At 55.6% G+C, this 24,190-nt stretch carries 23 protein-coding genes; 16 read left to right on the top strand and 7 right to left on the bottom strand.

The window, feature by feature from the left end; genetic code table 11:
• Position 1: 1 nt before the first annotated feature.
• The 11 genes from H7F20_RS01755 to pheS all read left to right on the top strand — a co-directional run bounded on the left by H7F20_RS01755 (position 2) and on the right by pheS (position 12,853).
• Positions 2-1,663, top strand: a complete 1,662-nt coding sequence (locus tag H7F20_RS01755) for a hypothetical protein (RefSeq protein ID WP_185784430.1) — start codon at positions 2-4, stop codon at positions 1,661-1,663.
• Positions 1,660-2,661, top strand: a complete 1,002-nt coding sequence (locus tag H7F20_RS01760) for a VWA domain-containing protein (RefSeq protein WP_221898677.1) — start codon at positions 1,660-1,662, stop codon at positions 2,659-2,661. Before H7F20_RS01755 ends, H7F20_RS01760 begins: the two co-directional genes overlap by 4 nt.
• A 6-nt stretch (positions 2,662-2,667) precedes the next feature.
• Entirely contained in the window at positions 2,668-3,714 is a 1,047-nt protein-coding gene (locus H7F20_RS01765) for a VWA domain-containing protein (RefSeq protein ID WP_185784431.1), read from the top strand.
• Entirely contained in the window at positions 3,714-4,535 is an 822-nt protein-coding gene (locus H7F20_RS01770) for a tetratricopeptide repeat protein (protein ID WP_185784432.1), read from the top strand. The genes H7F20_RS01765 and H7F20_RS01770 overlap by 1 nt, the downstream gene beginning before the upstream one ends.
• Positions 4,536-6,311 carry a BatD family protein gene (locus tag H7F20_RS01775; RefSeq protein ID WP_185784433.1) on the top strand — a complete coding sequence of 592 codons (1,776 nt, stop codon included), beginning with the start codon at positions 4,536-4,538 and terminating at the stop codon, positions 6,309-6,311. It abuts the gene before it with no gap.
• Position 6,312: 1 nt separating this feature from the next.
• On the top strand, positions 6,313-7,083 hold the full coding sequence (locus H7F20_RS01780; RefSeq protein ID WP_185784434.1) for an SH3 domain-containing protein: 771 nt from the start codon (positions 6,313-6,315) through the stop codon (positions 7,081-7,083).
• Between the two features lie 58 nt (positions 7,084-7,141).
• The gene (locus H7F20_RS01785) at positions 7,142-7,441 is read left to right on the top strand and encodes a hypothetical protein (protein ID WP_185784435.1); all 300 of its coding nucleotides are present in this window, start codon (positions 7,142-7,144) and stop codon (positions 7,439-7,441) included.
• Between the two features lie 76 nt (positions 7,442-7,517).
• Positions 7,518-9,110, top strand: a complete 1,593-nt coding sequence (locus H7F20_RS01790; protein WP_185784436.1) for a SulP family inorganic anion transporter — start codon at positions 7,518-7,520, stop codon at positions 9,108-9,110.
• A 9-nt stretch (positions 9,111-9,119) separates the two neighbouring features.
• Positions 9,120-9,749: a carbonic anhydrase family protein gene (locus H7F20_RS01795; protein ID WP_185784437.1), complete on the top strand. Its 630-nt coding sequence runs from the start codon at positions 9,120-9,122 to the stop codon at positions 9,747-9,749.
• A gap of 100 nt (positions 9,750-9,849) precedes the next feature.
• Positions 9,850-11,715 (top strand): SulP family inorganic anion transporter, encoded by a 1,866-nt coding sequence (locus H7F20_RS01800; RefSeq protein ID WP_185784438.1) that lies wholly within the window; start codon positions 9,850-9,852, stop codon positions 11,713-11,715.
• 118 nt (positions 11,716-11,833) lie between these two features.
• Entirely contained in the window at positions 11,834-12,853 is a 1,020-nt protein-coding gene (gene pheS / locus H7F20_RS01805; RefSeq protein WP_185784439.1) for a phenylalanine--tRNA ligase subunit alpha, read from the top strand.
• Here the strand turns inward: pheS and H7F20_RS01810 are convergent, their stop codons facing one another.
• Positions 12,854-13,387, bottom strand: coding sequence for a YciI family protein (locus H7F20_RS01810; protein WP_185784440.1), 534 nt, complete (start codon positions 13,385-13,387; stop codon positions 12,854-12,856).
• Positions 13,375-13,848, bottom strand: coding sequence for a CYTH domain-containing protein (locus tag H7F20_RS01815; RefSeq protein ID WP_185784441.1), 474 nt, complete (start codon positions 13,846-13,848; stop codon positions 13,375-13,377). Before H7F20_RS01815 ends, H7F20_RS01810 begins: the two co-directional genes overlap by 13 nt.
• A 64-nt stretch (positions 13,849-13,912) precedes the next feature.
• Here H7F20_RS01815 and dinB point away from each other — a divergent pair, with 64 nt between their 5' ends.
• Complete coding sequence (gene dinB / locus H7F20_RS01820; RefSeq protein ID WP_185784442.1) at positions 13,913-15,013, top strand: DNA polymerase IV; 1,101 nt, start codon at positions 13,913-13,915, stop codon at positions 15,011-15,013.
• Positions 15,014-15,026: 13 nt separating this feature from the next.
• On the opposite strand, the gene pyk is transcribed toward dinB, so the two are convergent.
• The 5 genes from pyk to H7F20_RS01845 all read right to left on the bottom strand — a co-directional run bounded on the left by pyk (position 15,027) and on the right by H7F20_RS01845 (position 19,389).
• On the bottom strand, positions 15,027-16,469 hold the full coding sequence (gene pyk, locus H7F20_RS01825) for a pyruvate kinase (RefSeq protein ID WP_185784443.1): 1,443 nt from the start codon (positions 16,467-16,469) through the stop codon (positions 15,027-15,029).
• Positions 16,470-16,476: 7 nt separating this feature from the next.
• Positions 16,477-16,938, bottom strand: coding sequence for an IPExxxVDY family protein (locus tag H7F20_RS01830; RefSeq protein ID WP_185784444.1), 462 nt, complete (start codon positions 16,936-16,938; stop codon positions 16,477-16,479).
• A gap of 109 nt (positions 16,939-17,047) precedes the next feature.
• Entirely contained in the window at positions 17,048-17,785 is a 738-nt protein-coding gene (gene rnc / locus H7F20_RS01835) for a ribonuclease III (protein WP_185784445.1), read from the bottom strand.
• A 7-nt stretch (positions 17,786-17,792) separates the two neighbouring features.
• The gene (gene fabF / locus H7F20_RS01840; protein WP_185784446.1) at positions 17,793-19,043 is read right to left on the bottom strand and encodes a beta-ketoacyl-ACP synthase II; all 1,251 of its coding nucleotides are present in this window, start codon (positions 19,041-19,043) and stop codon (positions 17,793-17,795) included.
• A gap of 112 nt (positions 19,044-19,155) precedes the next feature.
• The gene (locus H7F20_RS01845; RefSeq protein ID WP_009778413.1) at positions 19,156-19,389 is read right to left on the bottom strand and encodes an acyl carrier protein; all 234 of its coding nucleotides are present in this window, start codon (positions 19,387-19,389) and stop codon (positions 19,156-19,158) included.
• Between the two features lie 152 nt (positions 19,390-19,541).
• Between H7F20_RS01845 and H7F20_RS01850 the strand changes: the two genes are divergently transcribed.
• The 4 genes from H7F20_RS01850 to H7F20_RS01865 all read left to right on the top strand — a co-directional run bounded on the left by H7F20_RS01850 (position 19,542) and on the right by H7F20_RS01865 (position 23,688).
• Complete coding sequence (locus H7F20_RS01850) at positions 19,542-20,120, top strand: phosphoribosylglycinamide formyltransferase (RefSeq protein WP_185784447.1); 579 nt, start codon at positions 19,542-19,544, stop codon at positions 20,118-20,120.
• Positions 20,113-20,748, top strand: a complete 636-nt coding sequence (locus H7F20_RS01855; RefSeq protein WP_185784448.1) for a viroplasmin family protein — start codon at positions 20,113-20,115, stop codon at positions 20,746-20,748. The genes H7F20_RS01850 and H7F20_RS01855 overlap by 8 nt, the downstream gene beginning before the upstream one ends.
• A gap of 78 nt (positions 20,749-20,826) precedes the next feature.
• Positions 20,827-21,753 (top strand): PfkB family carbohydrate kinase, encoded by a 927-nt coding sequence (locus tag H7F20_RS01860; RefSeq protein ID WP_185784449.1) that lies wholly within the window; start codon positions 20,827-20,829, stop codon positions 21,751-21,753.
• 36 nt (positions 21,754-21,789) lie between these two features.
• Entirely contained in the window at positions 21,790-23,688 is a 1,899-nt protein-coding gene (locus H7F20_RS01865) for an amidophosphoribosyltransferase (RefSeq protein ID WP_185784450.1), read from the top strand.
• Positions 23,689-24,190: the final 502 nt, after the last annotated feature.

Genomic DNA, 24,190 nt, shown 5'->3' on the forward strand with positions numbered 1-24,190 from the left:
CATGCCTGGAGAACAGCACATTCGGACAGCACTGAACAAGGCCCTGCGCGGGGCCCTGGTCCTGCTTTGCCTGATCGTCGCCGGGCAGTCCGGGATTTCCCAGTCCCTGCCGGAAGTTACCTCCGGGGTGGACACCACCTCCATCCGCATTGGGGAGCAGATCCGCTTTACGGTGCGGGTGGCTGCCGATACCACGGCCCAGGTGATTTTTCCGGAGGGCCAGACCTTTTCCCCCCTCGAAACGGTAGAAGCCTTTAAAACGGATTCCACCCGCAGGGACAACCGCCTGGAACTCATCAAGACCTACGCCCTGACCCAGTTCGATTCAGGGGCTTACCTGCTGCCCGCCCAGCGGATTGAAATTGACGGAAAGGGGTATTTTACGGATTCCCTATTTGTGTCCGTGGCAACCATCCCGGTGGACACCCTGGAGCAAAGCCTGTACGATATCAAGCCGATGGCCGAGGTGGATGGCATGAGCCTGCGATGGCTGCGATGGCTGGGATGGACACTCCTTTTCCTGTTGCTAGCAGGAGGGGCGCTGTACTGGTTTGTTTTCCGCAAAAAGCCCCTGAGCGAAGCGGAACAGGAGGCCCTCCTGCCCCCTTTTGACCGGGCGATGAAAGAGCTCGAACGCCTGGAAAACACCCGCTACCTGATACAGGACGATTTCAAAGGCTATTACACGGAACTCACGACCATCGTCAGGGCCTACCTGGAGGAAGAGGTACACGTGAGCGCCCTGGAAAGCACTACCGAAGAACTGATTACCAAGCTGGAGTTGCTGCGGGATGCTGGACAGCTGAACCTGGAAACCGAAACCCTCAGCCGCTTTCGGCGGATCCTGCAAACGGCGGATTTGGTGAAGTTTGCCAGGTCCACGCCCCCGGTGCGCGATGCCGAAGCCGACCGCGACCAGGTGCGGGATATCGTGGTCCGCACCCACGACGCCCTCCCCGAACCCACGGAGGAAGAACTGATGGAGCAGGAGGAATACCGGCAGGAAGTGCTGCAGCAAAAGCGCAGGAAGCGCATCCGCATCGGACTGGCAACGGCAGCCGGGGTACTGGTTGTCGGGATTGCCTCGACCGTGGCGTACTTCGGCTACGCCGAGGTCCGGGACGCCGTCTTCGGCACCCCGACCAAGTCGCTGCTGGAAGGCGAATGGATTTCCAGTTCCTACGGGTACCCGCCCATCCTGATGGAAACCCCGGAAGTCCTTTACCGCAAAGAGGTGGAACTCCCGCCCGAGGCCAGGGGCACCATCCGGGACATGGATGTGTTCGGGTACGACAACCCCCGGGCCAACCTCTCGATCATGGCGAGCTCCACCCTGTTTGCCGACCCGAAAACCGAGCCCGATTTTGAGCAGAGCATTGAAAAGGTGCTCGAGCAGTTCGAAGCCTCCGGGGCGCGGAACATCATAACGAAGCAGGAGACATTTACCACCATATCGGGTGTGGAAGGCGTGCGGGTTTACGGAAAAGGAACCTTTGATGTCCCGGATTCCTACGGGAGCATGGAAGGCGCCTACACCATCCTGGTTTTCGGGGGGAATGGATTTATCCAGCAAGTGGTGCTGTCCTGGGAAGATGGGGACACGTACTCCGAGGCCATCGTGGAACGCATTATCAAAACCCTGGAAGTTAAAACCACTGTATGATTGGGCCTGAGATAGCATTTGCGAACCCTGAGTTTTTCTGGCTGCTGCTGGGGCTGCCCCTGGCCGTGCTGTGGTATTTCCTCCGCAAGAAAAAGCAGGGGGCCAGCCTGCGGGTGCCTTCCCTGAAAGGTTTTGGCAAGCCCGGCCTGCTCAGCCGCCTGCAGCCGCTACCCTTTGTCCTTCGGTTACTCGCACTCGCCGCGGTCATCACGGCCATGGCCAGGCCGCAGACGCAGGATATTTCCACCCGCACCAAGACCACCAAGGGGATCGACATCGTTATGGCCATTGACGTTTCGTCCAGTATGCTGGCGCGGGACCTCCGGCCCAACCGGCTATCGGCCCTCAAGGAAGTGGCGGCCGAATTTATCCGCAAACGGCCCAATGACCGCATCGGGCTGGTCGCCTATGCCGGGGAAAGCTATACCAAGACACCGATCACCAGCGATAAATCCATTGTGCTCAACGCGCTCAGGGAAATTACCTACGGGCAGCTCAACGACGGCACGGCCATCGGGATGGGGCTGGCCACCTCGGTGAACCGGCTCAAGGAGAGCACGGCAATCTCCAAGGTGATCATCCTCCTGACAGACGGGGTGAACAACGCCGGCTTTATCGAACCCCAGACCGCTGCCGACCTGGCACTGGAATACGGGATCAAAACGTATACCATCGGGCTCGGGACCAACGGGAATGCCCTGTCGCCCATTGGCTACAACCCGGATGGCTCCTTCCGGTACGGGATGCGGCAGGTCGAAATCGACGAAGACCTGCTGACCGCTATTGCCTCGGCCACCGGCGGGCAGTATTTCCGTGCAACGGACAATGAAAAACTGGAGGCGATCTACGACGAGATCAACAAGCTCGAAAAAACGGAAGTGGAAGAATTCAAATATTACCGGTACGAGGAAAAATTCAGGGGCTGGGTGCTGCTTGCCGGGGGATTGCTCCTGTTGGAGTGGGCCCTCAGGTTCACCCTGTTCCGGAGTTTTATATAACGCATCATGATACAGTTGGATCAACCGATATACTTTTACCTGCTGCTGGCTTTGCCGGCATTGCTGCTGTTATATATCGCCCACCATATCTGGAAAAAACGCACCCAGCGGAAATTTGCGGACCCCCGCCTCCTGATGCGGCTTGCCCCGGACCGCTCCCTGTTCAAACCGCAACTGAAACTGCTGTTATTCCTGCTGGGACTGGCCTTCCTGACCCTGGGACTGGTCAACCCGAAGATGGGGACCAAACTGGAAACCGTGAAGCGGGAAGGGGTGGACATCGTTTTTGCCGTAGATGTATCCAAAAGCATGCTGGCCGAGGATATTGCCCCGAACCGTCTGGAAAAATCCAAGCGGCTGGTTTCTGAGATCATCAACGAGCTCGCCAGCGACCGGGTGGGGATCATTGCCTATGCCGCACAGGCCTTCCCCCAGTTACCCATCACCACGGATTACGGGGCTGCCAAGATGTTCCTGCAGAGCATGAACACAGACATGCTCTCTTCCCAGGGAACCGCCATACACGAAGCCATCGAGCTTGCCGCCACCTATTTTGACGACGAACAACAGACCAACCGCATCCTGTTTATCATTTCCGACGGGGAGGACCATGAAGAAGACCAGGCAATGGATGCTGTGGAAATGGCTACCGAGCAGGGCATCCGGATTTATACCATAGGCGTGGGCAGCACCAAGGGCGCACCCATCCCCATCAAGCGCAACGGGGTGCTGGAAAGCCTTAAAAAGGACGCCCAGGGCGAGGTGGTCATCACCCGCCTCAACGAACAAATCCTTTCCGATATCGCATCGGAAGGCAATGGCGAATATATTTCGGGGTCCAATACGGCAGCCGCCGTGGAACAGATCAGCGAAACCCTGCAGCAGATGGATAAGATGGAATTCGAAGCCAAGCAATTTGCAGAATTCAAAGACCAGTTCCAGTGGTTCCTGGGCGCAGCATTCCTCCTGCTCTTCCTTGACATTTTCGTCCTGGAGCGCAAAACGGCGTGGCTGCGAAAACTGAATTTGTTTAATGAAAGGAAAGCAGCTTGATGAAAAAGATTCTATTATTTGCGATGGGCCTGCTCGCTGTCTCCGGCTACGGACAGGAGCAGGAAGCCCCCGACCCGAAGGCAGTGGATGCCTCCAGGGAATTGACCCGTGAAGCAAACCAGGAACTGGCCGAGGACGATTTCGTGAACGCCGAGGCCAACTATCGCAGGGCCATTGCCAAAAGCCCGGAAAATACGGTAGCCCCCTATAACCTGGGTCATGCCTATTACCGGAAGGACAGCTACGGGGAAGCCTTTGGACGGTTTAAGGAAGCGGGGGAAAAAGCGGGGGAAAAACCCCAGAAACACAAGGCCTTCCATAATATGGGCAATGTGTATATGAAACAGAAGGACTACCAGAAGGCGGTGGAGGCGTATAAGGAAGCCCTGAGGAACAACCCATCCGACGAGGAAACCCGCTACAACCTCGCCCTGGCAAAGGAGCTGCTCAAAAAAGACCAGGAGCAGCAGAAACAGGACGAGGATAACCAGGAGCAGGAGCAGGAGGACCAGAAAGAGGAAGAGCAGGAGAACCAGGACCAGAACGAAGGGGATAAGGGGGAACAGGAAAACGAGGAAGACCAGCAGCAAAGCGGGGGCGAGGACGAGAAGGAAGAAAACCAGGAGGGGGACGGCGACCGCAAGGAAGAACAGGACCGCAAACCGGAGGAAAACCCCGAGCAGCCCCGGCCCAACCAATTGTCACCCCAGCAGATCCAGAACCTCCTGCAGGCCATGGAAAACGAAGAGCGGAAAGTGAAGGAAAAGATCGATGCCCAGAAGGTCAAGGGGGCACCGGTAAAAACGGAAAAGGACTGGTAGATGAAGCTTCGGCGTTTGTTCATATTCCTCTTTGTGGCCTTTTCGGCCTGCGGCCTGTTGGCCCAGGAAGCCGAAGGGGTCACCTTTGAGCTCAAGCTGAGCAAGGACCGACTTGGCGTCAACGAACGCCTGCGCGCCGATTTCATCATGAACAAGGACGGGGACAATTTTGTCCCGCCGGACTTTGAGGGGTTCCGCGTGCTGATGGGGCCTTCCCAATCCATCAGTTCGTCCTGGATCAACGGGGTGCGCTCCTATTCCAAGACCTATACCTATATGCTGGCGCCGGAGGCCACCGGCCAATTCACCATTGGGCAGGGGACCATCGTGATCTCCGGGGAGGTGTATAAAACCATCCCCAGGCAGGTTACCGTCACCGAGGCGGTAGACAACCCGAACGGGGCCCCCTCCGTGGACGAGATTGCCGACCAGAACCTCCACCTCGTCGCCGAGGTATCCAAAACCCAGCCCTATATGAACGAGCCGGTAAGCGTCGTTTACAAGCTCTACTTCAGTTCTTCGGTAGGTGTGTCCAATTTCCGTCCCCTGGACAACCCCAAATACAACAACTTCTGGAGCCAGGAGATCCCCTTCAGCAAATACAGTATCGAGAACGGCACGTTTGGCGGGCAGCCCTACCGGTATGTGGTCCTGAAGCGGGTAGTGCTCTACCCCCAGAAAAGCGGGGAACTCGAAATCGAACCCCTGGCCCTGGAGGTATCCCTCGAGGTACCTACGGATAAGCGGAATTTCTTTGGGGAGCGGATCTATGCCTCTACCAACAAAACGGTTTCCGCCGGCAAACGGACCCTTCAGGTCCGGCCCCTCCCGGAAGCCGGCAAACCCGCTGATTTCAGCGGGGCAGTGGGGGACCTGGAGCTGAAGGTGGAGACGAGCAAATCCAGCCTGAATGCCTCCGAATCCCTGCGGGCCACTGTGACGGTCAGCGGCAAGGGGAACCTGAAATTGTTCCAGCTCCCGAAACTCACCCTGCCCAGTTCCCTGGAAGTATACGACCCCGAATTCAGCGAAGATGTCCGGACGACGATCAGTGGCATGCAGGGGAGCGTCTCCGAGGAATATACCATCGTCCCGGGGTTCCAGGGCAAATACCCCATCCCCCCCATCAGCTTTTCCTGGTTCAACCCCAGTACGGGGAAATATGAAAGTACGCGCTCGCGGGAGATAACCATCAATGTCCTGGAGGGGCCAACGGCAACGTCACCCGGGGCGCCTGCCATCCCGGCCACGCCCAAATCGCCCGTGGCTACCGGCAGCCAGTTCTATTTCCTGAAACTAAAACCGGAATTGCAGGATAAGGTGTGGAATCCATTTTTTGGCAGCCGTGCCCATATCATCTGGTTGCTGGCCCCGCTCCTGTTCATCCCGCTTTTCATCGTGCTGCGCAAAAAGCAGGCAGCCCTGGAGAGGGATGTAGTGGGCAACCGGGTCAAAAAAGCCAACCGGCTTGCACGCCGGTACCTGTCCCGGGCGCGAAAGCTCCTCGGGCAGAAGGAAGAATTCTATGTGGCCCTGGAAAAAGCCCTGCACAATTACCTGAAGGCGAAGCTCAAGATCGTAACCTCCGAATTCAGCAAGGACAAAATCAGGGAATTGCTGGCGGGAAGGGGTGTTGAAGCAGAATCGGTCGAGGGCTTTACCCGCCTTCTGGAAAATTGCGAAATGGCCCGTTACAGCCCCTTTTCCCGCGTGCAAATGCAGCAGGATTACGATAAGGCCAGCCAGGTTATCGCTGAATTGGATAAAACCCTCTGACATGAAACCGAGCCGTCCGCTTCTCTTCCTGGTCCTTTTCCTCCTGGCCGCGCCCGCAGCCCTGCCCCAGGCGGATTCGTTGTTCTACCGGGCAACCGATGCCTATAACGAGGGGGCGTATCAGCAAGCCGTGGACAATTACCAGCAGATCCTGGAATCGGATCAGCATTCCGCGGCCCTGTACTACAACCTCGGGAACGCGTATTACAAACTCGGGCAGATTGCCCCGAGCATTTACTACTACGAGAAGGCGCTTCTGCTCAAGCCGGGCGACCCGGAAATCCGGAACAACCTGGCCTTTGCCCGGAACATGACCCTGGATGCAATCCAGCCATTGCCCGAAACCCAGATATCCCGGTGGTACAATGGGCTGCTCTATCGATTCAGCATTGACCAGTGGGCCTACATGGGTATCGTATGCATGTTCCTTTTCGTGATGGCCTATCTGGCTTTCTACCGCCTGTACCAGCCCAACCAAAAACGCATCGCCTTGATATCCAGCCTGCTGTTTCTCGGGCTTTGCATCGTTACCACCGCCCTGGCCTACCTGCAGCGCCTGGAGTACCGTGCAGACCAGCCCGCTATCATCTTTGCCGGCGAGGTGACGGTCCGGTCCGAACCCAACCGGGGGGCGTCCGAGGCCTTTAAACTTCACGAAGGCACCCGGGTGCAGGTAAGGGACTCCCTGGCCGACTGGCGCAAGATCCTCCTGGCCGACGGGCAATCCGGTTGGATGCCCGCCGAAGACCTGAAACTGTTAAAAAAGTTTTAAAATTTTGTTAACAGAATTTTCGGGCAGAACGGGTTATTTTTACAGTATTCCACAGTCTATGCGGTCGAAACATCTCCTTGTTGGCTTGTTGAGCTTCTGGGCGCTGTCCATTGTCGGATCGCCCCTGGCCTGGCTATGCCAATCCGAGGATACTATCGCCATTGCCCTGAACCCGGCCGAAGAGGAATCGGGAAAAACCTTCAAGTTGGACCCCCTCGAAGAAAAGCTGATCGTCCACACCAGCATCCCGTTTGATTCCGGTAAAGCCTCCCCCGAAAAGGATCCTGCTTTCAGGCCTACCCCTGCCCTTTCGGATTTCATCGGTGAAATCTTGCTCCCTCCCCCGAAACGGGCTTGACTTTCTGATCTTTTAATCCCCAAACAACTCACTAACCGGCGTGTTCCCGCATCGGACGCGTCCAATAAACAACTCTATGTTCAAACACCTGAAGCAGGACCTTCCTGCAAGTATCGTCGTATTTTTCGTCGCCATCCCCTTGTGCCTGGGAATTGCCCTGGCCAGTGGGGCACCCCTGTTTTCCGGCCTTATTGCCGGGATCATCGGGGGGATCGTGGTAGGCGCTATCAGCGGGTCAGCGATAGGGGTCAGCGGGCCGGCAGCCGGCCTGGTTGCCATCGTCCTGTCGGCCATTGCAACCCTCGGGGGCTGGGAGAATTTCCTGGTTGCCGTAGTGCTCAGCGGGGTGATACAAATAGTATTTGGGCTCCTCAGGGCAGGGATCATTGCCTATTATTTCCCCTCCTCCGTGATCAAGGGGATGCTCACCGGGATCGGGATCATCATCATCCTCAAACAGATCCCCCATTTCTTCGGTTACGACGCCGACCCGGAGGGCGACTGGGCCTTTTTCCAGGTAGATGGTGAAAATACTTTTTCGGAATTGTTCAACACCGTCAACAACATCTCGCCTGGGGCCACGCTGATTGCCCTGATCGGTCTGGGCATCCTGATCCTCTGGGATAAAGTGCTCACCAAAAAAGCCCGGTTTTTCCAATTGGTACAGGGGCCCCTGGTTGCCGTGGTAGCCGGTATCGTCTTCTTCCTGCTGACCAGGGGCAACGACGCATTGCGCATTTCCGCAGAACACCTGGTCAATATACCGGTCCCGGAGGATACCGCCTCTTTTGTCGCCCAGTTCAGTTTTCCGAATTTTGGGGTCATCGGCCAGCCGGAAGTCTGGATAGCGGCCTTCACCATAGCCCTGGTGGCGAGCCTCGAAACCCTCCTCTGCGTGGAAGCAACGGATAAGCTCGATCCTGAGAAGCGGGTAACCCCCACCAATCGGGAGCTGCTTGCGCAGGGATCCGGCAACATCCTGTCCGGCCTGGTCGGCGGGCTGCCCATTACCCAGGTGATCGTGCGCAGTTCTGCAAATATCCAGTCGGGCGGGAAAACGAAGATGTCCGCCATCATCCACGGTTTTTTATTGCTGATATCCGTTATCCTGATCCCCACCCTCCTCAACATGGTCCCCCTTTCCGTACTGGCGGCCATCCTGTTCCTGGTGGGTTACAAACTGGCCAAGCCGTCCCTTTTCAGGGAAATGTACCTCAAGGGATGGAAGCAATTCGTCCCCTTTATGGTCACTGTTGTGGGAATCATTTTTACGGACCTGCTGATCGGCATCTCCCTGGGCCTTGCCGTCGGTATCGTGATAATCCTGATAAAGAGCTACCAGAATTCCCACTTCCTGCACATTGAGGAAGAGGGCAACGGCGGCACCCGGTTTAAGATGACCCTGGCGGAAGAAGTGACCTTTATCAACAAGGGGGCCATCCTGAGGTCACTGGACAATCTGCCCGAAAACTCCTATCTTGAGCTGGATGTACGCAAAACCCGGTACCTGGATAACGACATCATCGAGATCCTGGACGACTTTACCCTGAAGGCCAAAAACCGGAACATCGACATCCTGTTGATCTCGGAGCGCGGTGAAACAAAAAATCCGGATAGCTACATCGAATTCTTCAGGCTGACGCCCAAAAAAGAACTCTACAAACCCTAAAATCTACCTATGAAAGCACATACCAAGGAAACACAGGCTACCATGACGCCTGCTAAAGCACTGAATTTCCTCAAGGAGGGAAACCAGCGGTTCCAGCATAACCTGAAGGCCAACCGCAACCTGCTGGAACAGGTAAACGATACGGCCGACGGGCAATTCCCGTTTGCCACCATCCTGAGCTGCATCGACTCCAGGGTATCCGCGGAACTGGTCTTCGACCAGGGGCTGGGGGATATCTTCAGCATCCGGATTGCCGGGAATTTCATCAACCAGGACATCCTGGGAAGCATGGAATTTGCCTGCAAACTGGCCGGGACCAAATTGCTGGTGGTCCTGGGGCATACCAGCTGCGGGGCCGTCAAGGGCGCCTGCGACCATGCCCGCCTGGGCCACCTGACCGCCCTGATCAACAAGATCGAGCCGGCCGTAGCCGCCGTGAAGGAACCCCGGGACGAGTCCCTCCGGAATTCCAGGAACCTGGATTTCGTGGATGCGGTTTCGGAGGCCAATGTCAAAATGGCCATCGACCACATCCGGTCGCAGAGTAAAATCCTTTGCGAAATGGAGGAGGCGGGGGAAATCGCCATCGTGGGGGCGATGTACGACATCAGCACCGGGGAGGTCTCCTTTTACGAGTAGCAGTACCCGGACACGTTCCAATGCAAGCCGCCATACCATTTGTATGGCGGCTTCATTATTTATTGTCGTATCTTCTATGTTCCAAAACGAGCAATATCCTATGAAATCCATTTTCGCGCATTTCAGAGGAGATCTTTTAGGCGGGGTTACGGCTGGAATTGTGGCACTCCCGCTGGCTCTTGCTTTTGGTGTCAGTTCGGGCCTTGGTCCCAGTTCCGGTTTATACGGAGCTATCTTCATCAGTATTTTTGCTGCCATGTTTGGGGGCACCCCTACCCAGATTTCAGGGCCTACCGCACCGATGACAGCCGTTAGCATGGTGGTGATCGCCGGCATCATTTCGGTAAATGACGGCAGTGTCGAGCAGGCCCTGCCTGCTATCCTGACGATATTCCTGCTGGCCGGGATCATGCAGATCTTGCTCGGCCTGATTGGCCTGGGCAAATACATACGATATATCCCCTACCCGGTGGTATCAGGGTTCATGACTGCCATCGGCCTGATCATTGTCGTCACACAAATACTTCCCGCTGTGGGTTATTATCCAAGGGAGGATTCCGAATATGTCAGTCAGTTCAAACCCCGGGCGGAAGAGCTCATCCTGGAAAATATCCTGAGAGAAGAGGCTGGCGAAGGCATCCTGGTCCTCGAGGATTTTGAGGAAACCATTAACCGGTCACATGAAATCACCCCGGAAGCCATCCTCAAGGAGTCCCGGACCCTGGCCGCCAAGGAAGCCAGCGGTGTCCTGGGAGCCATTCAGTTAATGAATCGCGCCATCTCGAATATCCACTGGCTGGAACTTATACTGACCCTAACCACCATTGCCATCATTTATGGATTTAAATGCATTACCTCCTTCATTCCCAGCACCTTGGTATCCTTGTTGGCGGTGTCCGGGGCTGCCATTGCCTTTGGCCTCGACTACCGACCCATCGAGCAAATCCCCAGGGCCTTTCCGCTCCCCAACCTGGAAATCTTCACAGCGTTCCGTCTGGACCAGATAACCCCTTATATCTTTACCGCCCTTACCCTGGCCTTACTGGGTGCGATTGATTCACTCCTGACTTCAGTGGTTGCCGATAACATGACCAAGACCAAACACGAGCCAAACAAGGAATTGGTGGGGCAGGGAATTGGAAACGGCATTGCTGCCTTATTTGGCGGCATCCCTGGGGCCGGAGCTACGATCCGGACGGTCGTAAATATCAATTCCGGAGGAAAAACCCGGCTTTCCGGTATTATCGCAGGTCTGCTGCTACTGGTGATACTTCTGGCACTTGGGCCAATTGCTTCGCGCATCCCGGCAGCCGTTCTTGCAGGGATCCTGATCACCGTAGGGTTCAGCGTCATGGACTACAAGGGACTGCGCGCCATCCCGAGCCTGCCCAGGGATATTGTACTCGGGCCGCTCAGGCTGAGCTCGGAAGTAATTATTATGGTGGTAGTTCTCGTCCTATCGACATTCTGGAACCTGATTTATGCAGTTGGCATCGGCCTGGTAATCGCCTCGTTGATGTTTATGAAGAAGATCGGCGACCTGACCGCCAAGCGTTCGGATGTAAAATCGCTACAGGACGAAAAAGCTTGGCCCGACGAGACGAATTTTCCCTTAAAGCTCCGGGAAGAAGTATTTATCAAACATATCAAAGGCCCGCTGTTTTTTGGCACGACCAGCGATTTCCAAAGCCTGGCGGACCAGATTCCCCAGACGGCCAAGGCAGTCATCATCCGGCTGGGCCGGATGCAGTATATGGACCAATCCGGCCTTTATGCCATGGAAGATGTGTTGCAGGAACTCCGTAAAAAGGATGTGACCGTACTCTTTGAGGATGTTCAGGAACAACCCCGTTACCTGATGACCCGAATCGACATCATTCCGGACCTGGTCCCAGAGGAAAATATATTCAAATCGTTCCGGGCTTGTATAGAATGGGTTAGGGAAAACATTCGCGATACAGACTGACAAGGGGTTTCCATTGATTTTTTGCTGGTGTAAATACAATCCCGGTTGCCGGAATTGTGTACCTTTGTCCCTGCTTACAGGGCTTTTCGGCCTATGCCATGCCCAAGTTTCCAGCAGCATGATCGACCAACTGAAACAACACCTCCAAGAGGTCCGGGACTTCCAGGCAGATACCCAGGATGCCATCGAAGCCTTCCGTATCAAGTACCTCGGGAAAAAAGGCCTGATGACTACCTTTTTCGCCGAGCTCAAGAACGTGCCGGCGGCGGAAAAACGGGAATTTGGCCAGACGGTCAACGAATTGAAAAACGCGGCCCAGGAAAAGGTGGAGGCCCTCAGGTCCTCCCTGGAGGCCGGGGCGCAGGCCAAGGCCCGGTACGGCGACCTGACCCGTCCCGGCCTGCCGCTGGACGTAGGGTCGCGACACCCGATTTCCCAGGTGAAATACCGGATCATCGATATTTTCTCCCAGATCGGTTTTACCGTATCCGAAGGCCCCGAAATTGAAGATGACTGGCATAATTTTACGGCCCTGAACCTGCCCGAATACCACCCGGCACGGGATATGCAGGACACCTTTTTTATCCAGACGGATCCCGACATCCTCCTGCGCACCCATACTTCTTCCGTACAGGTCCGCTACATGGAAGACCACAAACCCCCCATCCGCACCATCTCCCCGGGCAGGGTTTACAGGAACGAGGCCATCTCGGCCCGGTCCCATTGCTTCTTCCACCAGGTGGAAGGGCTCTACATAGACAAAGGCGTTTCATTTGCAGACCTGAAACAGACCCTGCGGTACTTTACCACTGCCCTTTTCGGCAAGTCAAAAATCCGGCTCAGGCCCTCCTACTTCCCGTTTACCGAGCCGAGTGCCGAGGTAGACGTATACTGGGGGCTGGAAACGGAGACCGACTACCGGATGACCAAGGGCACGGGATGGCTGGAAATCATGGGTTGCGGCATGGTGGACCCGAACGTCCTGGAAAACTGCGGCATCGATTCCAAAACGTACTCGGGATTTGCCTTCGGGATGGGGATTGACCGCATTGCCCTGTTGCTCCACCAGATTCCCGATATCCGACTGCTCAGCGAAAACGATGTCCGGTTCCTGCGCCAGTTCCGCACCCTGGGCTGATCAGCGGAGCGGAAACCCTTTTGCAGCCCACCAGGGGTGTATTTCAATCACCAGCCGGCCAGCCTTTACTGACGGGTCCAGGTTCGCCAGACTATCCGCCATTTCCAGGGTCGGCACATTGTAAATGGTAATCCCGCGGATTTCCCCGTCGTCCCCGAAGGGTCCTGAAATATCTGCATAACCCAGTTCGTACATGCGCCCCAGGTGGGCCAGGTGCAGGCGCTGGAGGCTGTCTGCTTCCGTCTGGTTCTGGGATCGGATGGGGCCGCTTTTGAGGAATGCCATAAAATACTGTTGCATCAGGATGGTATCCCCGGTCTGCTCATCCACATAATCGAACACCTCAAAACCCGCGGAGGTCAGGCGCTCCCGGAGGGCAGCCACCGAGGGCTGCGGTTCGTCTGTCTTGTCAGGGTTCCCTGCGGTCCCGTCGGTGTTACCTGACCCGGGGATCCCGGGGTCTTTTTGAGGCCCCCCGCATGCTGCAAGCAAAAACAGCGCGACCAAGGGTAGTAATTTTCTCAATCGTTCCATGTGCCAAAGGGTTTAATACTCAGTTGCGAATTGTAGTACGCGGGGTTGCCGGTTACCTCCTCCCCCAACCAGTCCGGCCTGGGAAAGGCCTCCGAAACATCCTCCAACTCCACCTCAGCCAGGGTCAGGCCCAAATTGGCTTCCAGGAATTCATCCACCTCAAAAAGGTGGGCCCCTTCGGCCACCTCGTAGCGCACCTTGCGGATAGGCGGTTCCGGACATAGTCCGAGCAATTCTTCAGCTTCGGCAACCGGGATCGGGTATTCCCATTCCGGGCGGGTCGTTCCCGAATCACGGGTCCGCCCCTTGATGGTTATCCATGCCCGGTCCCCGGATCGCCGGACCCGGATGGTACGTTCCGGGTCGGTACAGAGGAAGCCCTGGACAATCTCGGTCCGGGAACGGGCGGCGTCCCGGTAGGCGGTGGAGGATACGAGGAATTTACGTTCGATTTCGAGCATGCCGATAGATGGTTGCAGCGGGCCCGCAGGGGCCCCTGCGCCTAAATATACCGTAAATTTGGGTATGGGAACTCCCGCCGGTTTGCGAAAAATCATCCACGTGGACATGGACGCGTTTTACGCGTCGGTGGAACAGCGGGACAACCCTGAACTGAAAGGAAAACCCATCGCCGTGGGGGGTGGTGCCAAAAGGGGCGTTGTGGCAGCGGCCAGCTATGAAGCGCGCCGGTTCGGGGTACGGTCGGCCATGAGCGGCGTACAGGCCAGGCGCAATTGCCCGGAGTTGATCTTTGTCAGGCCGCGGTTTGAGCGCTATCGGGAAGTCTCCGGTCAAATCCGGTCCATCTTCCTGGAATACACCGACCTGGTAGAACCCCTGTCCCTGGACGAGGCCTACCTGGACGTTACCGCAAACCGGAAGGGGCCGCCCTCTGCGACGCTGATCGCACGGGAAATCCGCGCGCGTATCCTGGAGGAAACGGGCCTTACCGCTTCCGCCGGTATCTCCGTCAACAAATTCATCGCCAAGGTAGCCAGCGATATGAACAAACCGAACGGACAGAAAACCGTACCCCCGGAGGCCGTTTCTGATTTCCTGGAAGCCCTGGAAATACGAAAATTCCACGGGGTCGGCAAGGTGACTGCCGAAAAGATGAACGCCCTTGGGATCTTTACCGGGGCAGACCTCAAAAAGCGGAGTGAGGCATTCCTCACGGAGCACTTTGGTAAAGGGGGACACCATTACTACCAGGTGGTGCGCGGCATCCACGACAGCCCGGTGCAACCCAGCCGCATCCCCAAATCCGTCGGGGCCGAGCGGACGTTCAGTGAAAACCTCAGCAGCGAGGTTTTTATGATGGAAAAACTCTCCCAGATATCCGACGAACTGGAAAAGCGGCTGAAGCCCAGGGAAAGGGCGGGAAAAACGGTAACCCTGAAGATCAAGTACAGCGATTTCAGCCTGCAGACCCGCAGCCGTACCCTGCCGGATTTCGTGGATTCCGCGGCACGAATACTGGCAGTGGCCCGTGAGTTGCTCTACCAGCAGCCCCTGGAGAATTCCGTCAGGTTGCTGGGTATCTCCCTCTCCAACCTCAACACGGGGAATGAAAAAACCGAACCTGTGGAAGATTCGGTTTCCGTACAGTTGCGGTTTGAGTTCTGAACCCCGGCGGGAATCAGAAATTACAGCTGTCTATTTCAGTGACCCGCAGGGTGTTGACCATCCCCTTATCCTTGATGGGCATGGCCGCCAGGCTGATCAGCATATCGCCGGCCTCCAGGAATCCCTTCTGGCAGGCGATCTTGTTCACGTCCTCGATGGTCTCATCCGTGGACACGAACCGGTCGTAATAGAATGCCTTGACCCCCCAGAGCAGGTTCAGCTGCGACAGGATCCTTTTGTTGGAGGTAAACACCAGGATATGTGCCGCTGGCCGCCAGGCAGATATCTGGAAGGCGGTATATCCGCTGTTGGTCAGGGTGGAAATGGCCTTTGCCTTGATCTCGTTTGCCATCAGTGCCGCATGGTAACAAACACTTTTGGTAATGTATCGTTTGGTGCGCACGTGGGGCGGGTCGTGGGGTACCTTGATCAGTTCTGACCCCTCGACGCTTTTCAGGATGCTGGTCATCCGTTCGATGACCTGAACCGGATAATTCCCCACAGAGGTCTCCCCGGAAAGCATCACGGCATCGGCCCCGTCCATCACCGAATTGGCGACATCGTTCACTTCGGCCCGGGTGGGGGTGAGGCTGGTGATCATCGTCTCCATCATCTGGGTGGCAATGATTACGGGGATCCGCGCTTTTTTGGCGCGGAGCACGAGTTTTTTCTGGATCAGGGGTACTTCCTGGGCAGGGACTTCCACCCCCAGGTCACCCCGGGCCACCATCAGGCCGTCGCAATAGGCGACGATCTTGTCGATATTCTCCACGGCCTCGGGCTTTTCGATTTTGGCGATGATCGGGATCTTGTGGTCCGTGTGCTTGGCGATCAGCTCCTGCAGGTCCATGAGGTCCTGGCTGTGGCGCACAAAAGACAGGGCAAGCCAGTCCACCTCTTGCGAGATGGCGAATTCTGCATCCTTGATATCCTTCTTGGTCAGTGCAGGCAGGGAGATGTTGGTGTTCGGGAGGTTGACCCCCTTCTTGGATTTGAGCGGACCGCCCTGTATGACCCTGGCCTTTACACTGTCTTCCCCGTTGGTCTCCAGGATTTCGAAGATCAGCTTGCCGTCGTCCAGCAGGATGCGTTCCCCGGGTTTCACGTCCCTCGGGAAATTCTCATAGTTCATGTACACGGCCTCCGCTGTCCCCTCAAAGGGTTTGCCCGTTTTGAAGAACAGTTCGTCCCCGGGTGCCACAACGACCTCGCCGGACATTACCCCCACCCGGAGTTTGGGCCCCTGCAGATCCGCCAGGATAGCCGTATAGGTGCCCAGTTCCTCACTCAACTCCCGGATCATTCGGATCCGGTTGGCGACGTCCTCGTAATTGGCATGGGAGAAATTGATCCGGAAAACGTCCACCCCGGCTTCCACCATTTTGCGCAATACTTCCTTGTCGCTGGTGGCCGGGCCGAGTGTGGCCACAATTTTGGTCTTTTTATGGCTTGGCATGTCGGTTCTAAAAAATTAAATTTTGTTTGGATTTCAGTTTGGAGGCCTCCAGTCGGTAGGCCGTAATAATCTTTGATATGGACAGCAGACTGGATACCAGGTTTTGTTCGGCATCCTCCCCTTCCAGTTTCAGGAAGAAATCAACTTCCTTTTTTTCCGGGATCAGGAAATGCTTCCTGTGGCTGGGTTCATCAGGAAAAAGCCCTGCGGCGGTGCCGCTGCCGGTACTTATCCCCGAATTGCGGGCAAGGGTCCACTCCCGTTGGTTTGCCTCGTCCTTATATTGAAACAGGGGGAAATAAACCTGCTGATCGAGTTCCAGATCGTCCGGAAGGCGTCGCAATTTAATCCCGCATGCCTGGTTCAGGGCATAGGCCAGTGCATAGTCTTCCAGCTGGCTGTGGATTGCGAATAGCCCGAATGAGGTGTCCTCCAAAAGGTCTTCCCAAATATTCAGCAATGCGCCCATTCCCATTTTTGACGAATCGTAAATATAACGGTTCTGCCCGAATCCACCTAGTTCTGCAGGCCTAAACCTCTCCCGGCCGCCCTCGTATCCCCGTCTGCGCCAGAGGCTCTTACTCGTTCTCAATCTTGTTCTGAAGTGCAAAAAAAGCGCGACGGGAGGCCTTTTCCTCGGCTTTCTTTTTGGAGGTGGCCCGGGCCTTGGCCAGGACGCGCCCGTCGATGTTCAGCTTGACCGCAAAATGCTTGACAGGATCATTGCCGGTGTCCTCATAGACGTCGTAGTTGAACTCCTTCTTCTGCTTCTGGCACCATTCGATCACCAGGCTCTTATAGCTGATCACCTGCCCTTCCAGTTGTTCGATGTCCACATAGGGTTCGATGACCCGGCTCCCGATGAACTTTTCGCAATACTTGTAGCCGCGGTCCAGGTAGATAGCCCCGATAAGGGCCTCAAACACGTTGCCGTGGATATTCTCCCCGAAATGCGATTTGGGGATCCGGCTTTCCACAAACTTGAGCAGGTTCAGGTCCTTGCCCAGTTCGTTCAGGTGCTTCCTGCTCACGATCTTTGAACGCATCTTGGTCAGGTATCCTTCGTCCCCCGCGGGCACTTCGTTGTACAGGTGTTTGGAAATGATGGTGCCGAGCATGGAATCCCCGAGGAACTCGAGGCGTTCGTAATTCATCGGGTTCCCTTTATTGTCCTTTTTATTGGCCGATCGATGCAGGAAGGCGCGCTTGTAGATTTCCAGGTTCTTGGGTTTGAACCCGAGGATTGCCGAGATGCCCAAAAAAAAATCCCCATCCTCCTTAGGATGGGAATTGAATATATTTCCGGGAAATGTCATACGGGGTTCAGCTTAGCTTTTTAAACAATACGCAGGCGTTGTGCCCTCCGAAACCGAAGGTGTTGCTCATCGCCACCCGCACATCCCGTTTTTGTGCTTTGTTGAGTGTCAGATTGAGTTTCGGGTCGATATTTTCATCGACCACGGAATGGTTGATGGTAGGGGGAACGATCCCGTGTTCCATGGCCAGTATGGAGGCGATGGCCTCGATGGCCCCCGCTGCGCCCAGCAGGTGCCCCGTCATGGACTTGGTGGAATTGATGTTGATTTCCGGGGCGTGCTTCCCGAAAACCTGTGAGATCGCCTTGAGTTCCGCCACATCCCCCAGGGGTGTAGACGTCCCGTGGGTGTTGATGGCGTCCACTTCTTCAGGAGCCACCCCGGCATCCCGCAGGCAGTTCTCCATAACCCGAACCACCCCGATTCCATCCGGGTGGGGGGCCGTCATATGGTAAGCGTCGCTGCTGAGGCCGCCCCCGGCCACCTCGGCGTAGATCTTGGCGCCCCGGGCCTTGGCGTGTTCGTACTCCTCCAGGATCAGCGACCCGGCACCCTCGCCCAGTACGAAGCCGTCCCGGGTGGCGTCAAAAGGACGCGAAGCGGTTGCAGGGCTGTCGTTCCGGGTAGACAGGGCATGCATGGCGTTGAACCCGCCCATGCCCGCAATGGTAACCGCGGCCTCGCTCCCCCCCGTGACCACCACGTCGCAGTGGCCGAGGCGGATATAATTCAGCGCATCGATCATCGCATTGGCCGAGCTGGCGCAGGCGGAAACGGTGGTGTAGTTCGGCCCCATAAAGCCGTGTTTGATGGAAATGTTCCCCGGGGCAATATCCGCAATCATCTTGGGGATAAAGAAAGGGTTGAACCGGGGGGTGCCGTCACCCGCCGCAAAATTCAGCACCTCGGTCTGGAAGGTCTCCAGGCCACCGATCCCGGCGCCCCAGATCACGCCCACCCGGAACTTGTCTACCGTATCGAGGTCCAGGCCGGAATCGGCAATCGCCTCGTCCGAGGATACCAGGGCATATTGTGCAAACGGGTCCAGCTTCCGGACCTCTTTCCTGTCGAAAAACTCCATGGGGTCATACCCCTTGAGCTCACAGGCAAATTTGGTTTTGAATTTTTCAGTATCGAAATAGGTGATGGGAGCACATCCGCTTTTGCCACTTCTGAGGCCTTCCCAATATGCGTCCTTGGTGTTGCCAATGGGGGTAAGGGCTCCCAGACCGGTAACTACTACTCGTTTTAATTGCATGTAAGGAAACTGTTTGTCTGCTGTGTAACCCAAGCGTAAATTAAAAAAAATTATCCATGCAGCCCGATTACCACATGGATAATTTCAATTCGATTGAATGAATATCATGTACTTACTTGGCCTCCTCTATATAGCTAATAGCCTGGCCTACAGTAGCAATATTTTCTGCTTGATCGTCAGGGATCTGGATATCAAATTCCTTTTCAAATTCCATTATCAACTCTACCGTATCCAAGGAATCCGCCCCCAGGTCGTTGGTAAAGCTCGCTTCAGCAACCACCTCATTTTCGTCAACACCCAGCTTATCAACAATGATAGCTTTTACTCTTGATGCAATGTCTGACATATTGTTTGGTTTTAAATTTAAATTGATGGCAAAAATATAAAACTTTGGATTAATTACCTTAAATCCCGATAAAATGTACTCCAAAATACCGATATATCCAACAGCCATTGTACTTTTATTCCAAACTCCGGCCCCCGGACACAACAGCCAAAATGCCTAAAAATATTCTTTTATTTGCCTCAGGATCAGGCTCAAACGTTGAGAACATTGCGAATTACTTTCAGGACGACTCCCGGGTGGTCATACGGGCCGTATTCGGCAACAACCTGAGTGCCGGGGTGGTGGAACGCTGCAAGCGCCTCGGCATCCCTTTCTACGGTTTCAACCGGGCAGCCTTATCGGATACAACCGGCATGGCAGGCGTCCTGAGGTCTTTTGAACCGGACCTGGTGGTACTGGCCGGTTTCCTGTGGAAGGTTCCCGCAGAGATAGTCCGGGCCTTCGAGGGCCGGATGATCAACATCCACCCTGCCCTGCTCCCCTCCCACGGAGGGAAGGGGATGTACGGCATGCGCGTCCATGAGGCCGTGGTCCGGGACGGGGATGCGCGCACCGGGATTACCATACACTATGTAAACGAGGCCTACGACGACGGGGCAGTCATCCTTCAGGAATCCGTCGTGGTGGCAAAAGGGGATACCCCGGAAACCGTAGCCGGGAAGGTCCACGCCCTGGAATACGAGTTTTTCCCCAGGGCCATCGAATCCCTGTTATTCCCCGCCAATGGCTGAAAAGAATAAATTCTATGTAGTCTGGAAGGGAAAGAAACCCGGGGTCTATACCAGCTGGGATGCCTGCAAAAAGCAGATAACCGGTGTCAAGGGCGCCCAGTATATGGGCTTCCCCTCCCGGGGCCAGGCGGAAATGGCCTACCGGTCCGGCTACCGGGAAGCAGTGGCGCAAAAGAAAAAGTCCAAATCGGTACCCGCCTCCCAGCTGGCGAGGCTGGGCAAACCGAACCCGAACTCCATTTCGGTGGACGCCGCCTCGAGCGGCAACCCGGGCAGGATGGAATACCAGGGGGTGGACACCCGGACGAAAAAACGCCTGTTCCACAAAGGCCCCTTTGAGCAGGGCACCAACAACATCGGGGAATTCCTCGCCATTGTCCATGCGCTGGCCTACCTTAAGAAGGCCGGTGTGGACTGCGTCATTTATTCCGATTCCCGTACGGCCATGAGCTGGGTGCGCAAGAAACACTGCAACACCAAACTGGAGGAAACCGAAGCCAACCGGGAACTCTTCGACCTGGTGCGCCGGGCAGTGCGCTGGCTGGAGACGAATTCCTATAAGACCCCCATCGTAAAATGGGAAACCCGGGCTTGGGGCGAAATCCCCGCGGACTTCGGGCGCAAGTAGCGTAAGTTTCCCGCCCGAAGCCCGACTGTATCGCCATGCAAAAGCGTATATTTGCACCACAATCGGGAAAAAGGCCCTATGGGGAAATTATTGATAGTGGGAACCGTGGCATTTGATGCCATCGAAACCCCCTTCGGAAAGACAGACAAGATACTCGGCGGCGCCGCCACCTTCATCGCCCTGGCTGCGTCGCATTACAGAACGGATTCCGCCATCGTTTCGGTGGTCGGGGACGATTTCCCGAAAAAATACCTGGAGGGCTTCCGCCAACGGGGGATTGACACCTCCGGCATCGAGGTGGTCCCCGGGGGGAAAACCTTTTTCTGGAAGGGACGCTACCACAACGACCTCAACATGCGGGATACGCTGGCTACCGAACTGAATGTCCTGGCCGACTTCAAGCCGGTAGTGCCCGGTGCGCACCGGAGTGCGGATATCCTGATGCTCGGGAACCTCCACCCCGATATACAGCTCAGCGTCATCGACCAGATGGAAGACCGCCCGAAACTTACGGTGCTCGACACCATGAATTACTGGATGGACCACACCCCGGATGAACTGGCCCGGGTAATCGGGAAGGTGGATGTGATCACCATCAACGACGAAGAGGCGCGGCAGCTGAGCGGGGAATATTCCCTGGTCCGCGCCGCAAAGGCCATCCATCAGATGGGGCCCAGGTATGTGGTCATCAAAAAAGGCGAAAACGGGGCACTGCTCTTCCACGACGGACAGATCTTCTTTGCCCCTGCCCTGCCGCTGGAAGAAATATTCGACCCTACAGGGGCCGGGGACACGTTTGCCGGCGGGTTTACCGGATACCTCGCCCAGACAAAAAACATCTCCTTCAACAATCTGCGCAATGCGGTGATCCACGGTTCCAACCTGGCGTCGTTCTGCGTGGAGCGTTTTGGGACGGAGCGCCTGACCCATTTAAACAGGCAGGAAATCGATGAGCGACTCGACCGGTTCCGGGAACTGACGCAATTCGATATAGAAGTAAAATAAGCCCGGTATGCGGGCTTTTATTAATTTTGCGATCCTATGAGTGATGCCATCAAGCACGAATGCGGGATTTCCCTCATTCGCCTCCTCAAACCCCTGGAGTACTACCAGGAGAAATACGGCTCTGCCTTCTACGGGGTAAACAAGATGTACCTCATGATGGAGAAACAGCACAACCGCGGGCAGGACGGGGCCGGTTTCGCGAGCATCAAATTGGACATGCACCCGGGGGAACGCTACATGAGCCGTGTCCGTTCGAACGCCTCCCAGCCCATACAGGATATCTTTGACCAGATCAATGCCCGCATCAACACCGCCCTAAAGGAACATCCGGAGGCCGTGGACGATGTGGCATGGCAAAAGAAAAACATCCCCTACGTGGGCGAACTGCTTCTGGGCCATGTCCGGTACGGGACCTTTGGCAAGAACAGCATCGAAAGCGTCCACCCCTTCCTCCGGCAAAACAACTGGATGCACCGGAACCTGATCGTGGCAGGCAACTTCAACATGACCAACGTCAACGAGTTGTTCGACAACCTCGTGCAACTCGGGCAGCATCCCAAGGAACTGGCCGATACGGTTACAGTGATGGAAAAAATCGGGCACTTCCTGGATGATGCCGTTTCCAAGATCTACAAGCAGATCAAGAAGGAGGGCTATACTAAAATTGAAGCCTCGCCCAAGATCGCCGAAAGGCTCAAAGTTTCCAAGATCCTGAGGAAATCGTCCAAGAACTGGGATGGCGGCTACGCCATGGCGGGATTGCTCGGGCATGGGGATTCCTTTGTCCTACGGGACCCATCGGGGATCAGGCCGGTTTACTATTACGCCGACGACGAAGTGGTGGTGGTGGCTTCGGAGCGGCCTGCCATCCAGACCGTCTTCAATACGGCTTACGAAGAGGTGAAGGAACTCCCCCCTGGAAACGCCATCATCATCAAGAAAAGCGGGGAGGTACGCATACGGGAAATCCAGGAGCCCCGGGAGCGAAAGGCCTGTTCCTTTGAGCGCATCTATTTTTCCCGCGGCAACGACAAGGAAATCTACCAGGAGCGGAAAGAACTCGGGAAGCTGTTGTTCCCCCAGATCCTGGAGGCGATCAACCACGATATCAAGAATACGGTCTTTTCCTATATCCCCAACACGGCAGAGACCTCCTTCCTGGGGATGCTGCGGGAGGCGCAGAATTACCTGAACGCCAAAAAAGAAGAACAGATCCTCGCCCTGGGGCCGGATATCACCCGGGAAGAACTCCACAATATCCTCGAGGTGCGGCCCCGTATTGAGAAGGTGGCGATCAAGGATGCCAAGCTCAGGACCTTCATCACCCAGGACAGCAGCCGGGACGACCTGGTTGCACACGTATACGACATCTCCTACGGCTCGGTGGCCAAAGGCGATTACCTGGCCATTATCGACGACAGTATCGTCCGGGGGACGACCCTTAAAAAAAGCATCCTCCGCATACTGGACCGCCTGGAGCCCCGCAAGATCATCGTGATCTCCTCGGCCCCCCAGATCCGCTACCCGGATTGCTATGGCATCGACATGGCCAAACTGGAGGATTTTATCGCCTTCCGCGCTGCCCTGGAACTCCACAGGGAACGGGGGACCATGCACGTGGTAGAGGATATCTACAGGAAGTGCAAGGCGCAGGTAACCAACAAGGATAAGGAAGCCATTAACCACGTAAAGGAATTTTATGCCGCTTTCAAGACGCAGGAGCTCTCCGACAAGATCGCAGAATTGCTGAGCCCGCCCGAGATCCGAGCCGAAGTCCAGATCATCTACCAGACCATCAGCAATCTGCACAAGGCCTGCCCGGACAACCTTGGAGACTGGTATTTTACCGGCGACTACCCCACCCCTGGGGGAAACCGCGTCGTAAACCAGGCATTCATCAACTTTTACGAGGGGAAAAACCAACGGGCCTATTAGTGTATAAATCGATGAAATGCATAAAAAAGTGCATTTCATCGATAATTTGGGTATTTCAGCGGGTTTCTCAGCGGGGGCGACAGGAACCCCACTACTTTAGATTCGCCATAGCATAAGTAGGTTAAGTTCATGGTAAGATTTGGGGCAAAAAAGGTGGATTCTTATCCACCTTTTTTATTTCCCCCCATCGGGTTCCAGTCCATACAAGGGAGAAAGTTCGCACAGCGGGCGCACTTCCCTTTATCCACACGTAAGAAGCTTCCACTCCCCCTTGCATTTCAACGGATTTAACCGGTGTTCAACCGATTCATTTTTCCCGGTGGAACCCCCTGCATTATATTCGTAGGACCATAGCATAAGTAGGTTAAGTTCATGGTAAGATTTGGGGAAAAAGGCAGAGTTTCTACTCTGCCTTTTTTATGTTGAGCGTCAAACGTTTATCCTTCCAAACCTCAGTATTCCTCCCCTTTTGGCCCCCGTTTTTGGGCATCTGCTCCTTAAA

Source organism: Robiginitalea sp. SC105, from assembly GCF_014243345.1.
GTDB lineage: Bacteria > Bacteroidota > Bacteroidia > Flavobacteriales > Flavobacteriaceae > Robiginitalea.

What these genes read in the sequence shown, in the direction of transcription:
- H7F20_RS01755 (WP_185784430.1), top strand. Translation starts at nt 2, where the DNA reads ATGCCTGGAGAACAGCACATTCGGACAGCACTGAACAAGGCCCTGCGC.
- H7F20_RS01760 (WP_221898677.1), top strand. Translation starts at nt 1,660, where the DNA reads ATGATTGGGCCTGAGATAGCATTTGCGAACCCTGAGTTTTTCTGGCTG.
- H7F20_RS01765 (WP_185784431.1), top strand. Translation starts at nt 2,668, where the DNA reads ATGATACAGTTGGATCAACCGATATACTTTTACCTGCTGCTGGCTTTG.
- H7F20_RS01770 (WP_185784432.1), top strand. Translation starts at nt 3,714, where the DNA reads ATGAAAAAGATTCTATTATTTGCGATGGGCCTGCTCGCTGTCTCCGGC.
- H7F20_RS01775 (WP_185784433.1), top strand. Translation starts at nt 4,536, where the DNA reads ATGAAGCTTCGGCGTTTGTTCATATTCCTCTTTGTGGCCTTTTCGGCC.
- H7F20_RS01780 (WP_185784434.1), top strand. Translation starts at nt 6,313, where the DNA reads ATGAAACCGAGCCGTCCGCTTCTCTTCCTGGTCCTTTTCCTCCTGGCC.
- H7F20_RS01785 (WP_185784435.1), top strand. Translation starts at nt 7,142, where the DNA reads ATGCGGTCGAAACATCTCCTTGTTGGCTTGTTGAGCTTCTGGGCGCTG.
- H7F20_RS01790 (WP_185784436.1), top strand. Translation starts at nt 7,518, where the DNA reads ATGTTCAAACACCTGAAGCAGGACCTTCCTGCAAGTATCGTCGTATTT.
- H7F20_RS01795 (WP_185784437.1), top strand. Translation starts at nt 9,120, where the DNA reads ATGAAAGCACATACCAAGGAAACACAGGCTACCATGACGCCTGCTAAA.
- H7F20_RS01800 (WP_185784438.1), top strand. Translation starts at nt 9,850, where the DNA reads ATGAAATCCATTTTCGCGCATTTCAGAGGAGATCTTTTAGGCGGGGTT.
- pheS (WP_185784439.1), top strand. Translation starts at nt 11,834, where the DNA reads ATGATCGACCAACTGAAACAACACCTCCAAGAGGTCCGGGACTTCCAG.
- H7F20_RS01810 (WP_185784440.1), bottom strand. Translation starts at nt 13,387, where the DNA reads ATGGAACGATTGAGAAAATTACTACCCTTGGTCGCGCTGTTTTTGCTT.
- H7F20_RS01815 (WP_185784441.1), bottom strand. Translation starts at nt 13,848, where the DNA reads ATGCTCGAAATCGAACGTAAATTCCTCGTATCCTCCACCGCCTACCGG.
- dinB (WP_185784442.1), top strand. Translation starts at nt 13,913, where the DNA reads ATGGGAACTCCCGCCGGTTTGCGAAAAATCATCCACGTGGACATGGAC.
- pyk (WP_185784443.1), bottom strand. Translation starts at nt 16,469, where the DNA reads ATGCCAAGCCATAAAAAGACCAAAATTGTGGCCACACTCGGCCCGGCC.
- H7F20_RS01830 (WP_185784444.1), bottom strand. Translation starts at nt 16,938, where the DNA reads ATGGGCGCATTGCTGAATATTTGGGAAGACCTTTTGGAGGACACCTCA.
- rnc (WP_185784445.1), bottom strand. Translation starts at nt 17,785, where the DNA reads ATGACATTTCCCGGAAATATATTCAATTCCCATCCTAAGGAGGATGGG.
- fabF (WP_185784446.1), bottom strand. Translation starts at nt 19,043, where the DNA reads ATGCAATTAAAACGAGTAGTAGTTACCGGTCTGGGAGCCCTTACCCCC.
- H7F20_RS01845 (WP_009778413.1), bottom strand. Translation starts at nt 19,389, where the DNA reads ATGTCAGACATTGCATCAAGAGTAAAAGCTATCATTGTTGATAAGCTG.
- H7F20_RS01850 (WP_185784447.1), top strand. Translation starts at nt 19,542, where the DNA reads ATGCCTAAAAATATTCTTTTATTTGCCTCAGGATCAGGCTCAAACGTT.
- H7F20_RS01855 (WP_185784448.1), top strand. Translation starts at nt 20,113, where the DNA reads ATGGCTGAAAAGAATAAATTCTATGTAGTCTGGAAGGGAAAGAAACCC.
- H7F20_RS01860 (WP_185784449.1), top strand. Translation starts at nt 20,827, where the DNA reads ATGGGGAAATTATTGATAGTGGGAACCGTGGCATTTGATGCCATCGAA.
- H7F20_RS01865 (WP_185784450.1), top strand. Translation starts at nt 21,790, where the DNA reads ATGAGTGATGCCATCAAGCACGAATGCGGGATTTCCCTCATTCGCCTC.